This is a genomic window from Acinetobacter sp. C32I, from assembly GCF_023702715.1.
GTDB lineage: Bacteria > Pseudomonadota > Gammaproteobacteria > Pseudomonadales > Moraxellaceae > Acinetobacter.
In genome coordinates this window covers 1,218,707-1,232,636 of the sequence record NZ_CP098480.1, presented here as the reverse complement: position 1 = coordinate 1,232,636, position 13,930 = coordinate 1,218,707, and the positions used below count along the sequence as shown (strand labels likewise).

The window sequence follows — 13,930 nt, the reverse complement described above, 5'->3', positions numbered from 1 at the left end:
TGATTACAAGCTTTAAAATTATAAATATTTTAAAACCTTGTTGGCTCTGCTGTTTGCAACACCGGAAGGTCCTTATCTTTCAATATCTGAGGATTGACTTATGACAGCTCGTGAACAAGGCGTAGTAAAGTGGTTTAACGACACTAAAGGCTTTGGTTTTATTCAGCGTAATGGTGGTGATGACGTATTTGTTCATTTCCGCGCAATTATGGGTGATGGCCACCGTTCTTTACGTGACGGCCAACGCGTAGAATTCAGTGTTGTTCAAGGACAAAAAGGTTTCCAAGCTGAAAACGTTCAGCCTTTAGACTAATTTGTTGCCTTAACGCAATATAAAAACGCTCCAATGTAATTTGGGGCGTTTTTGTTTTTTATGGTTTATAATAGCGACTTTCTTTTGGTCGTTGATGGTTCGAGAGCATATATGACATCTGGTTTTGAAACCTTAAATTTACATCCGCAGCTGAAGAGAGCGATTGATGCTTTGGGTTTTACAAAAATGACCCCAATTCAGCAAAAGGTTTTAAAATATACATTAGCAGGGCATGATGCCATTGGTCGAGCGCAAACAGGTACAGGGAAAACTGCTGCCTTTTTGATTAGTGTGATCAATGATCTACTCAATAATCCAGTTCAAGAGCAACGTTTCCGTGGTGAACCGCGCGCATTGATTTTAGCACCGACACGTGAGTTGGCATTACAGATTGAAAGTGATGCGCAAGCATTGACGAAGTTTTCAAATTTACACCTTGTGACCTTATTGGGTGGGGTGGATTTTGAAAAGCAAAAGAAAATGTTGGATCGTAACTTTGTTGATATTATTGTTGCGACGCCTGGACGCTTGATTGATTTCGTTGAACAAAAAGAAGTTTGGTTGGATAAAATCGAATTCTTGGTGATCGATGAGGCAGACCGTTTACTTGATATGGGCTTCATTCCATCTGTTAAAAGAATTGTTCGTTATTCACCATTTAAAGAGCAGCGTCAAACTTTAATGTTCTCAGCAACATTTAGCTATGATGTGCTTAATCTAGCGCGTCAATGGTTATTTGAGCCGGTTACTGTAGAAATTGAACCTGAGCAAAAAACCAATAACGACGTTGAGCAGCGTGTGTATGTGGTTGCTAAACAAGATAAATATAAGTTGTTGCAAGAAATCTTGCGTGAAGAACCAATTGATAAAGTCATGATCTTTGCCAATCGCCGAGACCAAGTGCGTCGCTTATACGATCATTTGAAACGCGATGGCTATAAAGTTGGCATGCTATCTGGTGAAATTGCACAGGATAAGCGTTTAAAGATGCTAGACCAATTCAAACAAGGTAAGAACAATATTATGATTGCAACCGATGTTGCGGGTCGTGGTATTCATGTGGATGGTGTTTCGCATGTAATTAACTTTACCTTGCCTGAACAGTCAGATGACTATGTGCATCGTATTGGACGTACTGGGCGTGCTGGCGCGCAGGGTGTCAGTATCAGTTTCCTGTCGGAAGATGATGCATTCTATTTACCAGAAATTGAAAAAGCGATTGGTAAGAAATTACCATTAACGCGCTTAGAAGGTTATTGCTAAATCTTGATCCATTTTATTGGATGCATTTAAGCGTAATATCTTTTAAGAAAGAGGCCAAATCATGCTGTGATTTGGCCTTTTTGATTATTGGGTCAGAATAACTACTCAAATTACACAAAAGATTGAAGATTTTTTTATAATTACTGTGATTAGTTGCTGAATTGAAATAGATCAGCATGTAGAATATGGCGCATTACCTGGGAGGATATTATGGCTCTAATTTCAATGCGCCAGCTCTTGGATCACGCTGCAGAACATAACTACGGCGTACCAGCGTTTAACGTAAACAACTTAGAACAAATGCGTGCAATCATGCTCGCTGCGGATGCAACGAATTCACCTGTTATCGTGCAAGCTTCGGCTGGTGCGCGTAAATATGCGGGTGCACCTTTCTTACGTCATCTTATTTTAGCTGCGATTGAAGAGTGGCCACATATTCCAGTGGTAATGCATCAAGATCATGGTACTAGCCCTGATGTTTGCCAACGTTCAATTCAATTGGGTTTTAGCTCAGTGATGATGGATGGTTCATTGGGTGCGGACGGTAAAACGCCTACAACCTATGATTACAATGTTGATGTAACTCGTCGTGTTGTCGCGATGGCACATGCGTGTGGCGTTTCGGTTGAAGGTGAGATCGGTTGCTTGGGCAGCCTTGAAACTGGTATGGCGGGTGAAGAAGATGGTGTTGGCGCAGAAGGCGTACTTGACCACTCTCAGCTGTTAACATCTGTTGAGGAAGCAACTCAGTTCGTTGCAGATACTAATGTTGATGCCTTGGCGATTGCTGTTGGTACTTCGCATGGCGCATACAAGTTTACTCGTCCACCTACAGGCGATATCTTGGCAATTGACCGCATTAAAGAAATTCATGCTGCGTTACCAAATACGCATCTTGTAATGCATGGTTCAAGCTCTGTACCGCAAGAGTGGTTAGCGATTATTAACCAATACGGTGGTGATATTAAAGAAACTTATGGTGTGCCTGTAGATCAGCTGGTAGAAGCGATCAAACATGGTGTACGTAAGATCAATATTGATACCGATTTACGTTTGGCTTCAACCGGTGCGATGCGTCGTATGATGTCAGAGAAACCAAGTGAATTTGACCCGCGTAAATTCTTTGGTGAAACAGTTGAAGCAATGAAGCAAATCTGTGTAGATCGTTATAATTCATTTGGTACATCAGGTAATGCAGATAAAATTCGTCCAATTTCTTTAGAGAAAATGGTTGATCGTTACAAATAATCAATTTGTAATGTAAAAAATAGCGGCAATTGCCGCTATTTTTTTGCCTTTAATTTCAGGAAGAAAAATGCCAGCGAATTGCTGACATTTTTCTTAAGCTGGTTTATTTTTGTTGTGCTTTAGAGTCTAAGTTGGCATCTTTGATTTCAACATAGGCATTCGCACGAAGCTCACGCATCCAGCTATCTACTTCGGTGTCGAATTGACGCTCACCTAAGATTTGACGCGCCATACGCTCTTGTACTTCTTTGGTCATGTCTTGTTCACGTGTATCTGTGACTTGCAAGATATGCCAACCGAACTGGCTTTGGAATGGTTTGCTTATTTGTCCAACAGGTGTCTCTTTCATGACTTTTTCAAACTCAGGAACCATTACACCTGGGCTGACCCAACCTAAGCTACCGCCATCACGGGCAGAACCAGTATCATTAGAGTAGGTCGCAGCAAGTGTTGCAAAATCATCACCCGCTTTAGCACGGTTGTATAGGCTGTCGATCATTTGTTTTGCGCGATCTAAGCTTACCACTTCAGATGGTTGGATCAAGATATGGCGAGTCTGGTATTGAGGAACCAATGCTTTTTGTTCGTTTTGCTTACGTTCAAGTAATTTTAAGACATGCACACCATCACGAACATTGATGAGTTCAGTGGTTTGTCCGACTTGAAGTGGGGCAATACGTGCTGAAAGCTCAGTTGGGATTTCTGAGAGTGAGCGGAAACCCATATCGGCTCCATCAACTTTCACGGAAGCAGTTGATAGTTTAGAGCTAATTGATTTGGTGTCGTCACTTGTTGTGAGGGACTGTTTTACTTGTTGAGCAATTTGCTGTACATCATTGGCATTGTCACCCGAAATACGCATGTGAAGCACGTGAACCTGAGTCCCAAGCGCAGCTTGACCTTCTGGTGACTTTAAAAAGTTTTCAACATCATGGTCACTGATTTTAATACGTGACATCACTTGCTGTTGACGCAAACGGCCAATTGCTAAATCTTCAGCAACACGGTTGCGCAAATTTTCGTATGTACCTGGTGCAATTGCATCTAACTTTTGTTGGAATGCTTCAAGTGTATTGGCACCTGATTGGTTTGCCACTTTTAAAACTGCTGCATTTAAGCTTTTTTCATCAGGTTTAATGCCGTAGCGCTTCACTTGCTCTAATTGAGCTTGGCGAATGATCAATTGATCAAGCACTTGCATTTGTAAATACTGTTGCGGTGGAACAGTTTTATTTTGTGCTTTTAACTGGTGTTCTGTTTCAGCAATCCCTTGTTCTAAATCACTTTTAAGAATGACACTACTATCTACAATGGCAACAACCTCATCCGTAGGTTGTGCAAAGCTTTGCATTGATGAAGAAATTAGGGCAGCGAGAACAGTCGCTTTAAAGATATGTTGAAAAGATTTTATCTTCATTAACGTTGTGTCCAAGATTGATTAATTTTGTTGAAACCTAAAACTCTGTTTTCAAGGAGAGAAGCAAGCTTGTTGTTTAAAGCACCAAGACCTTTCAGGGTGAATTCAGCCATAACTGCATTCTTTTTACGAACATCTGGAGAGTTTGGATCATCCAAATCGTTATAATAAGAACGACCATAGACTGAAACAGCCCAGCAGCATGATTCGTAATTTACGCCAAGTAGGTATTCACGCATCACATTGTTGTCAATGTCGTATTGAGCATGACCCATAATACGCCAATTGTCTTTTACAGGTTGTATAAAGGATGCAACAACTTGATCATAAGAATCTTGTCGATCTGGGATATCTTTACGATAAAAATAGCCTAAGTTGTAAAGATTACCTTTGTCGCCCGTATAGTATGCTTGGAAATCGCGTTGAGCATTTTCACCATTCGACATCCAAGCAGAGTTAGAGGTGATGGTGACGTTTTGATTAAGCTGGCTTGATAAGCTTACAATTGGCCCTGTACGGCGCTGAGTATCAAACTCATCGAGTTTTTCATTTAGGCTAACACGACGGTCGCTGAAATAATAACTTTGACCAATGCTTGCCTTAATGCGCTCCAGGCCTTCGGTGTCCAATAAGCTATAGGTCACACCGAGTGACAAAAAGTTGTTGTCATCTAAACGGTCATGTCCATAGAAGCGATATGGGTTGAACAGTTGATCATAGTTGATTGACGCTGTTGTGGAATCAAAGTTTGGATGATCGTCTTGGTTCTTATAAGGCGAATAGGCATAGAAAGCACGAGGAGAAATACTTTGTAAGAATTTACCTTCTTTCTCGAATGTTAAACCTGTAGCAAGTGTGAATTGAGGAACAACGACGGATTTTTCTAAATCATCAGAAGCAGACAGTCCACGCCCTTCTTTTGAGTCTTGGTCGTAGAAGGTATTAATACTACGTACAGAAACTTCTGGAACAACATAGAACCAAGAAGGAGTTAAGTAATTATAGCGGACTGCGAACTGGTTGTAGATACGGGTACCACTTGATTCTAGTGCAGACCCATCATCTACGGATTTTTTAAAGTAAGCCGTATCGTTATTAAACTCATATTGTAGGCCTTGTGGATCACCAGTAACGTAGTTTAATAAAAATTGTGGTAGTCGAGCATAAGGTTTATCAACATCTTTAACCTTTTTGTCCAGAGTTTGGAAGTCTTCGACCTTTAGCTGAGCTCTCAGACCAGGAATTCCATTTTGATAGTTTAGTTCCCAAGCACGGCGTAAATTTAGATCTGTTCGTGTGTTCGGGTTGTTGTTGAAGTCTGCGAAGTAATCTTTATCGGATGCGTAGTTGTATTCTAAATTAGTCGACCACTGATTATTGATTTTCCAATTGTGAATGAAGTGCAGATCGTCACGTGCTTCACCATCATATTGATCATCCTTTGCGATATAACCACCCCAGATACGACCTGAACCAAAGTTTTCAGTTAGATAGCGGAAGTCGGCATCTAATTTTGGACCACGTTTGCTCATATAGCTCGGAGTAAGCGTAAGATCATAGTTGGGCGCAAGATTGAGATAGACAGGGGTAATTAACTGTGCGCCGCCATCGTTGCTATAGCCAAAATTTGGACTCAACAATCCAGTTGTACGTCGGTCATCAATCGGAAAGTTGAAATAGGGAACTGCAAGTACAGGCACATCTTTAACATACAGCTTGGTACCGCGAGTTACACCGCGACCAGTGTCTTGGTTCAATTCAATTTCTTTGGCCTGAATTTTCCATGCAGGCTTTTGCTCAGGAGGGCAAGCGGTATAACTCGCATCCTTTAGCACGACTAAATTTTGATTGGCGCGTTTAATCTGACTGGCATGACCATGTGCATGCTGCTGTTCTGAAATATAGAAACTATTATTTAAATCACCAGTTTGTGTCTTTAAATTATAGTTAATGGTATCGCTTTGCGTGAGTAAACCTGATTGAGCAACTTGAACGCGACCTTTAGCGTTGGCATAGGTCTGTGTTGAATCAATGGTGACTTGATCGGCGCGAATGGTTCGGCCTTCCTGATCAATGACGACATTACCTTGTAGGACTGAATCACCAGCTGGGTTGTAATGCCCATAATCGGCTGTGAGTACAGAGGTGGTGGTATCTGCGTTGCCAGCTTTTGTTTCTGGGTTGATTGGAGTCACCCAAGTCCCTTGGCAAAAGGAGGAGCTTAAATAGCGATTATCGCGTAACTGTGCTTCAGGCGCGGATTTATCCACATAATATTGCTGGAAGAAACTTTCCCCAGGATAACTTTCTTGGTTTTGCTGTTCTTGATTCTGTCGAATGGCAGCTTTGAGCTGTTTATTGTCAAGCGTAGAGACAGCATCAGCTTGCGCCGCGAAACCTGATTGAATCGAGCCGCCGCACAAGAGTGTCAAAATAGCTGTTGCTAAAGGATTAAATTTAAACTGATGTTTCATTGTCTCATTAACCAGTACGCTAATTCACAATTAATTATTGTCGCATCATAGAGAAAAAGTTGATAAGTGGCTACACTTAAGCTTTCAAAATCTCAGCTAGTTTTAGATTTTATTGCAAATGAATACACAACGTGAACAATTGATACAAACTTGGCTTCATGCCACTCTCCAATCTGATCAATTTGAGATCAATTTTTTGGCAGGAGATGCAAGCTTTCGCCGCTATGCGCGAATTAAGTTACAAAACAAAACATACATGCTTATGGATGCGCCACCTGAAAAAGAAGATTGTGCACCATTTGTCAGTATTGATGAGTTTTTTGATAAAAATGGTGTGCGTGTTCCGCATATTGTTGCGAAAGACTTAACCTTGGGACTGCTGTTATTGGAAGATTTTGGGGATGTGGTGTTGTCGACATTACTCAATGATCAAACAGTTGATCAATACTATGCGCAAAGTTTTAAGCAGTTAATTGAATTGCAACAGGTCGATGGTCATGCGCAATTGCCAGCTTACTCTTATGAAAAGCTAATGACGGAAATGCGTTTGCTTACGGATTGGATGTTACCTTCATTAAACATTCAACCAACAGAGCAGCAGTTGGAAACAATCGAACACGCATTCGACTTTCTTGCGATTGAGGCAACTCAACAGCCACAAGTGATTGTACATCGTGATTTTCACAGCCGTAATTTGATGAAAATCGAGAATGAGCAAGAATTAGGGGTGATTGATTTTCAGGATGCAGTGATTGGTGCAGATACCTATGACCTCATCTCGATTACGCGTGATGCCTATGTGCAGTGGAATGCTGAGCGCGTATATGAATGGTTTGAAGTGTTTTATAACTTATTACCAGCAGCAGCGAAAGAAAACCGTAGTTTTGAGCAATTCAAGCGAGATGCCGATCTGATGGCGATTCAACGCCACTTAAAGATCTTGGGTATCTTTGTACGTTTGTTCGAACGCGATGGTAAATCTGGTTATTTAAAGGATTTACCGCGCGTGATGTGGTATTTACTTGAAGAAAGCCAAGGCTACGATGAATTGAATGACTTTATGCAGTTTATGCGTGATGTAGTCATGCCGAAGTTTATTGCGAAATATGGTGATTACGAGGTTGCAGCATAATGAAAGCCATGATTCTTGCTGCAGGTCTTGGTAATCGTATGCGACCATTGACCTTGCATACACCAAAACCTCTACTTGAGGTGGGTGGAAAACCACTGATTGTTTGGCATATTGAAAAGTTGAAAGCAGTGGGTGTAACTGAGATCGTGATTAATACGGCTTGGTTGGGGGATAAGCTTGTTGCTGCTTTGGGTGATGGTTCACAATTTGGTGTGACCATCTTGTGGTCACATGAAGGTGAGGGTTTGGAAACGGCTGGTGGCATTATTAATGCTTTACCTCTGTTGGGTGATCAACCTTTTATCTTAGTGAATGGTGATGTCTGGACCACAATGGATTTTTCTTCATTGTTAAATGTTCAGTTGGAAGATAAGCAAGCGCATTTAGTCTTGGTAGAGAATCCACCGCAGCACTTAAAAGGCGATTTTATCTTGTCCAATAATTTGGCTTACACTTTTGAACAAGAGCAATTGGGCGAAGCATTAACTTATAGTGGTGTTGCGGTATTGGCACCGCAGATGTTCGCTGGTCTGGAAAAGGGCAAGCGACCTTTAGCGCCATTGCTCAAACAGGCAATGCAACAGCAGCAAATTTCAGCTGAAAAAATGCAGGCAATTTGGGTGGATGTAGGTACGCCTGAGCGTTTGGAACAGCTTGATCAACAAATCAAGCAGGGCGCGTTTGCATAACAAAAAATGCTTTGTCTATCTGTGATTTGCATAAGAACAGACAAAAACTTAGCGGATTGTGCAGTTTATCATGCTTGTAAATGTTTAACTGCATAATCGTTCAACAAGTCCTACTGTGCCTTGTATCAGAAATCGGTATACTGCACAGCAAATTTATCGAGATGTTGCACTGTTATGCATCCTTTTTTTCAAGAATTAAAGCAAGGTAGTCAAGCGCTAGGTCTGAACCTGAGTGAGGACGCCCTAACACTCTTATTGAAATATCAAGATGCTCTCGTGCTATGGAATAAGGCCTACAACTTGACGGCAATTCGTGAGCCGAAAGAAATGTTGGTTAAACATTTATTAGATAGTTTAAGTATCTTAAATGATTTACCACAAGGTCGCCTATTGGATGTTGGTACGGGCGGTGGAATGCCGGGCATGATCATTGCATTATGCCAACCAGAACGTTCTTGTGTACTATTAGATTCAAATGGGAAAAAGATTCGTTTCTTGAAGCAATTTATTGCAGATTTAAAACTGAATAATGTTATTGCTGTGCAAACACGTGTAGAAAATGAAGACAGTATTGGTGAGCTTGGTCAGTTTGATGTCATTACAAGTCGAGCATTTGCTTCTTTGACTGATTTCGTTGATGCCGCACAACCTTATATGCATGAGCACAGTATTATTGCCGCAATGAAAGGCTTAGTCCCAGAGGATGAAGTTGAGCAGATGAAAGATCAGTATTCATGTAAGATCATTGAACTGCGTGTGCCAAGATTGGATGAACAGCGTCATTTACTTTTACTTCAACGTATTCAATAAAAAATATTAAGGGTAGTCATGGCTCAAATTATTGCGATTGCAAACCAAAAAGGTGGTGTGGGAAAAACCACGACAGCAGTCAATCTTGCTGCCTCTTTGGCGATCTTGAAAAAACGTGTCTTGTTGGTCGATATGGACTCACAAGGGAATGCCACCATGGGGTCTGGTATTCAAAAGAATGATTTACTTTATTCAGTCACAGATGTGCTATTGGGTGAAGTGCCGATTGAAACTGCGATTCAAAAAGCTGAAGTCGGTTATAAGGTTTTAGGTGCAAACCGTGAACTTGCAGGTGTTGAGCTTGCCATTGCAGAACAGGAAGGGCGAGAGTTCATTCTTAAAAATGCACTGCAAGAAGTTGATTCTGCGTTTGACTATATTATTGTGGATTGCGCACCAAGCTTAAGCCTGATCACTGTGAATGCTTTGGCTGCCGTGAATGGTGTGATTATTCCAATGCAATGTGAATACTATGCTTTGGAAGGTCTGGCTGATCTTACACAAACCATTGACCGTATACAAAAAGCCCTTAATCCAAACTTGGAAATCGTTGGGGTATTACGTACCATGTATGATGCTCGTAATGCATTGACCCGTGATGTGTCAGCAGAGTTAGAGCAATATTTTGGTAAAAAACTATATGAAACGGTGATTCCGCGAAATATTCGTTTGGCTGAAGCGCCTGCACATGGTTTGCCTGTGATTTATTTTGAGAAAAGTTCTAAGGGCGCTGTTTCGTATTTGAATCTCGCTGCAGAAATGTTGAAGAAAAGTAAAGTGAAAAAAGGAAGTGCTGTATGAGCATCAAAAAACGCGGATTGGCTAAAGGTCGTGGTTTAGATGCGCTATTGGGTTCAATTCAAAAAGAGAAATTGCAACTTGAAGCACAAGCCTTGGATCATGGTCAACTCAAGCAAATTGATGTCAACTTGTTGAAGCGTGGTGAATATCAACCACGTCGCTTTATCCAAGAGCAGGATTTACAAGAGCTTGCAGCATCAATAGAAAAGCATGGTGTGATGCAACCGATTGTGATTCGTCCTGTAGAGGATGAACAGCATCCATATGAAATTATTGCGGGTGAGCGTCGTTGGCGTGCAGCTCAATTGGCAGGCTTGACTGAAATTCCTGCGATTGTGCGTGATTTGAATGACCAAGTCGCAATTGCTTTAGCTTTAATTGAAAACATTCAACGTCAAGATTTAAACCCGATTGATCAGGCGGTTGCTTTACAGCGTTTCCATGATGAATTTGGTCTAAGTCATCAGGAAATTGCGGATACGGTCGGTAAGGCGCGTACTACAGTGAGTAATTTGTTACGCTTACTTAGCTTGGCTGACCCAATTAAAGACCTGATGCAACAAGGTCAGATTGATATGGGGCATGCCCGTGCGATTTTGACGTTGAAGGCAAAAGATCAAATTGCGGTTGCACAAATCGTGATTGAAAAAGGTTTGTCTGTGCGCCAAACTGAACAGTTAGTTCGTGAGTGGAGTGAACCAAAGCCTGAAAAGGAAAAGGCCCAGATTTCTCCAGATATTGAACAATTGACTCAGAAACTATCAGAACGTTTCGGAGCAAATGTGAAAATTGACCATAATCAAAAAGGTAAAGGGAAAATGGTCATTCATTACCACTCATTGGATGAGTTGGATGGAATCCTCAATATTTGTTTACCTAACTAATATTTAGGATGGATTTGTTTATCGCTTTTGCAAATCTGCATGAGCGATCAATGAGTCCGGATTCATCCTTTTATAGTTTAAATATTATTGGGGGAATAATATGTGGGAACTTGTGAAAGCGGGTGGTTGGTTAATGCTGCCCCTCATTCTCTCATCAATTTTTACGGTTGCGATTACACTTGAACGATATATTCGTTTAAAACGGTCACAAGTTTTACCGCAAGCACTGCTTGTCAATGGTTCGGATGTAGAGTCGGTCATTACGCAGTTACAACAAGATGAAGCATCAAAAAGTCCTTTGGGTCGTATTCTAAAAGCGGGTTACCTGCATCAAGACCAAGGTGAACAATTTGCACGTGCTCAGATGGAAGCCACAGCTTCACAAGAAATCAGTCATCTCGAAAAAAATATCAACTTCTTAGGTACGTTAAGTGCAATTGCACCTTTATTAGGGCTACTTGGAACGGTACTCGGGATTATTGAATCATTTTTAGTGATAGATGTGGGTTCAGCTGGTAATGCTAGTATGATGATGCCAGGAATTTCTAAAGCTTTAATTACCACGGCTGTTGGGATGTTGATTGCGATTCCGGCAATGATTGCCTATCGTTATTTCCAACGTGTGGTCCATGAATATATTGCTGAATTAGAGCAGCAGTCGACCTTGTTTCATGCTGCTCTGTTTTATAAGAAAGCAGCTCATGTACAAGAACACCGTCGTGCCAGTTAAGCCGAGGTGCTGCGATGAAGTTTAAACGTTCTCAGGTTGAAGATATTCATATCAATTTGACACCAATGATTGACTGCATGTTATTTATTTTGGTGTTTTTATTACTTTCTACAACTTTTAGTCAGCAAAGTCGTATCAACCTGACATTGCCAGATGCGCAGGGTGTTCCACCTAAACAATACGATCACAAAATTGAAATCATGGTAGACTCCACAGGGCATTATTCTGTGAATGGCCAAGCATTATCCAGTAAGGATGTCGCTGACTTAAGTACTGCGATTAAGCAAGTTGCACAAGATCGTCGTGATTTTATGTTTATTATTGCTGCGGATGCCAAAGCTACGCATCAAGATGTGATTCGTGTGATGGATGTTGCCGGTCAACTGGGTTTTGTTAACGTTAATATCAGCACCAAAGTTCCAACGAGAGGTTTTACTGAGTGAATCAGGATTTTAAGGTTTATGTCCGTTTAATATCGTATTTAAAATCTTATTGGGGCGTTGCCTTACTCGTCTTGCTTGGTTTTGGAATCAACGCTGCGACAGAGGTTTCTGTCGCAAAGTTGCTGAAATACATTATTGATGCCATTCAGGATGGTAGTCGTACCAATTTGGATTGGTTTCCAGCCCTGATCGTTCTATTGATGTTCTTCCGTGGTGTCGGCCTATTTCTTGGTGGTTATTTTTCTGCTGTTATTTCACGCAGCTTGGTGTTTAGCATCCGCCAGGAAGTCTATGCAAAACTGTTAAGACTCCCTGCGCAATACTATCTGGACAACAGTGCGGGTCATATTAGTGCCAAGTTGATGTACAACGTGGAGCAATTAACTGCAGCCTCCTCTGAATCTTTACAGACACTGATTAAAGATGGTTTGATTGTTATTGGTTTATTGGGGTATCTCCTTTATACCAACTGGCGTTTAACCCTTTGTATCGTGGTTTTCATGCCATTTATTGGAATATTGGTCAGAATTGCATCGAAGAAGATGCGAAAACTGTCGATCCAAGTCCAAAATACCATGGGCGATGTAAACCATGTGGTTCAAGAAACCATTACCGCTAACTCAGTCGTGAAAAGCTTTACCGGTGAAGAGTTTGAGCAGAAGCGTTTTTATAAGTCTTCAGAAGAAAACTTACGTCGCGGTTTGAAAATGGTGGTCGTACAAAATATTAATAGTCCAATCATTCAGCTATTATTATCGATGGCGATGGCGATTATTCTTTGGTTGGCATTGCGTCCTCAAGTATTTGGAGATACTTCCGCGGGTGAGTTTATTTCATTCATTACGGCTGCGGGTTTGATTTCTAAGCCTGTGAAAAACCTGACGGATATCAATGAAAAACTTCAACGTGGTCTGGCAGCAGCACATTCGGTATTTGAATTGTTGGATATGCCTGAAGAAGTCAATAATGGTCAACTTAAGCCTGCATTGAAAGGTAATATTCAATTTGATCATGCCAATCTGCGTTATGACGATGGCACTCATGCGATTAAAGACTTGTCTTTGGATATTAAGGCGGGTCAAACGGTTGCATTGGTAGGGCGTTCTGGCGCTGGGAAAACTTCATTGGTTAACATGCTGCCACGTTTTCAAGAGTTAAGCGAAGGGCAGATCTATTTTGATGGTATTCCTGTTCAAGAGATTGAGTTGGCTTATTTACGCTCACAAATTGCAACAGTGAATCAGCAAGTGGTGTTATTTAACCGTTCAGTGCGCGATAACATTGCTTATGGTCAGTTACAAGATTCAAGTGATGAACAAGTGATTGCCGCTGCTAAAGCTGCTTATGCACATGACTTTATTATGAACTTGCCACAAGGTTATGACACGATCCTAGGTGCTCAAGGTTTAAATCTATCAGGTGGTCAGCGTCAACGTATTGCGATTGCGAGAGCAATTTTAAAAGACTCTCCAATTTTAATTTTAGACGAAGCGACCAGTGCTTTGGATAACGAATCTGAATACTTCATCCAACAGGCATTTGATGAAGCAATGCAAGGTCGTACCACTATCGTGATTGCGCATCGCTTATCTACAGTTGAAAATGCAGATGTCATTGTGGTGATGGATAAAGGTCAGATTATTGAGCAAGGTACTCATGCTGAGCTACTGGCAAAAAATGGCATGTACTATCAGCTACACCAACGCAATTTTGAGGAAAACTAAGT

General features: G+C 41.2%; 13 protein-coding genes. 11 read left to right on the top strand and 2 right to left on the bottom strand.

Annotated features, from left to right (window positions below):
• Positions 1 to 100 precede the first annotated feature (100 nt).
• The 3 genes from NDN13_RS06095 (at position 101) to fba (ending at position 2,824) form a co-directional block, all read left to right on the top strand.
• Positions 101 to 313: a cold-shock protein gene (locus tag NDN13_RS06095; RefSeq protein ID WP_004653893.1), complete on the top strand. Its 213-nt coding sequence runs from the start codon at positions 101 to 103 to the stop codon at positions 311 to 313.
• A 111-nt stretch (positions 314 to 424) separates the two neighbouring features.
• Positions 425 to 1,576, top strand: a complete 1,152-nt coding sequence (gene rhlB / locus NDN13_RS06090; RefSeq protein WP_251117587.1) for an ATP-dependent RNA helicase RhlB — start codon at positions 425 to 427, stop codon at positions 1,574 to 1,576.
• A 210-nt stretch (positions 1,577 to 1,786) separates the two neighbouring features.
• Entirely contained in the window at positions 1,787 to 2,824 is a 1,038-nt protein-coding gene (fba, locus tag NDN13_RS06085) for a class II fructose-bisphosphate aldolase (RefSeq protein ID WP_251117586.1), read from the top strand.
• A 103-nt stretch (positions 2,825 to 2,927) separates the two neighbouring features.
• On the opposite strand, the gene NDN13_RS06080 is transcribed toward fba, so the two are convergent.
• Together NDN13_RS06080 and NDN13_RS06075 are read right to left on the bottom strand one after the other, a co-directional pair.
• Positions 2,928 to 4,241 carry a peptidylprolyl isomerase gene (locus tag NDN13_RS06080; protein WP_251117585.1) on the bottom strand — a complete coding sequence of 438 codons (1,314 nt, stop codon included), beginning with the start codon at positions 4,239 to 4,241 and terminating at the stop codon, positions 2,928 to 2,930.
• Positions 4,241 to 6,715, bottom strand: a complete 2,475-nt coding sequence (locus NDN13_RS06075) for an LPS-assembly protein LptD (RefSeq protein ID WP_251117584.1) — start codon at positions 6,713 to 6,715, stop codon at positions 4,241 to 4,243. The genes NDN13_RS06080 and NDN13_RS06075 overlap by 1 nt, the downstream gene beginning before the upstream one ends.
• A gap of 118 nt (positions 6,716 to 6,833) precedes the next feature.
• On the opposite strand from NDN13_RS06075, the gene NDN13_RS06070 reads away from it, so the two are divergent.
• From NDN13_RS06070 to msbA, 8 genes are all read left to right on the top strand, one after another.
• Positions 6,834 to 7,847 (top strand): aminoglycoside phosphotransferase family protein, encoded by a 1,014-nt coding sequence (locus tag NDN13_RS06070; RefSeq protein ID WP_251117583.1) that lies wholly within the window; start codon positions 6,834 to 6,836, stop codon positions 7,845 to 7,847.
• Positions 7,847 to 8,536 carry an N-acetylmuramate alpha-1-phosphate uridylyltransferase MurU gene (gene murU / locus NDN13_RS06065; RefSeq protein WP_251117582.1) on the top strand — a complete coding sequence of 230 codons (690 nt, stop codon included), beginning with the start codon at positions 7,847 to 7,849 and terminating at the stop codon, positions 8,534 to 8,536. Before NDN13_RS06070 ends, murU begins: the two co-directional genes overlap by 1 nt.
• 174 nt (positions 8,537 to 8,710) lie before the next feature.
• Positions 8,711 to 9,346 carry a 16S rRNA (guanine(527)-N(7))-methyltransferase RsmG gene (rsmG, locus tag NDN13_RS06060; protein ID WP_251117581.1) on the top strand — a complete coding sequence of 212 codons (636 nt, stop codon included), beginning with the start codon at positions 8,711 to 8,713 and terminating at the stop codon, positions 9,344 to 9,346.
• Between the two features lie 18 nt (positions 9,347 to 9,364).
• Complete coding sequence (locus tag NDN13_RS06055; protein ID WP_016539883.1) at positions 9,365 to 10,147, top strand: ParA family protein; 783 nt, start codon at positions 9,365 to 9,367, stop codon at positions 10,145 to 10,147.
• Positions 10,144 to 11,031, top strand: coding sequence for a ParB/RepB/Spo0J family partition protein (locus tag NDN13_RS06050; RefSeq protein WP_251117580.1), 888 nt, complete (start codon positions 10,144 to 10,146; stop codon positions 11,029 to 11,031). Before NDN13_RS06055 ends, NDN13_RS06050 begins: the two co-directional genes overlap by 4 nt.
• Positions 11,032 to 11,131: 100 nt before the next feature.
• Positions 11,132 to 11,761: a MotA/TolQ/ExbB proton channel family protein gene (locus NDN13_RS06045; RefSeq protein WP_251117579.1), complete on the top strand. Its 630-nt coding sequence runs from the start codon at positions 11,132 to 11,134 to the stop codon at positions 11,759 to 11,761.
• Between the two features lie 14 nt (positions 11,762 to 11,775).
• Entirely contained in the window at positions 11,776 to 12,204 is a 429-nt protein-coding gene (locus tag NDN13_RS06040) for an ExbD/TolR family protein (protein ID WP_251117578.1), read from the top strand.
• Positions 12,201 to 13,928, top strand: a complete 1,728-nt coding sequence (gene msbA, locus NDN13_RS06035; protein ID WP_251117577.1) for a lipid A export permease/ATP-binding protein MsbA — start codon at positions 12,201 to 12,203, stop codon at positions 13,926 to 13,928. The genes NDN13_RS06040 and msbA overlap by 4 nt, the downstream gene beginning before the upstream one ends.
• Positions 13,929 to 13,930: the final 2 nt, after the last annotated feature.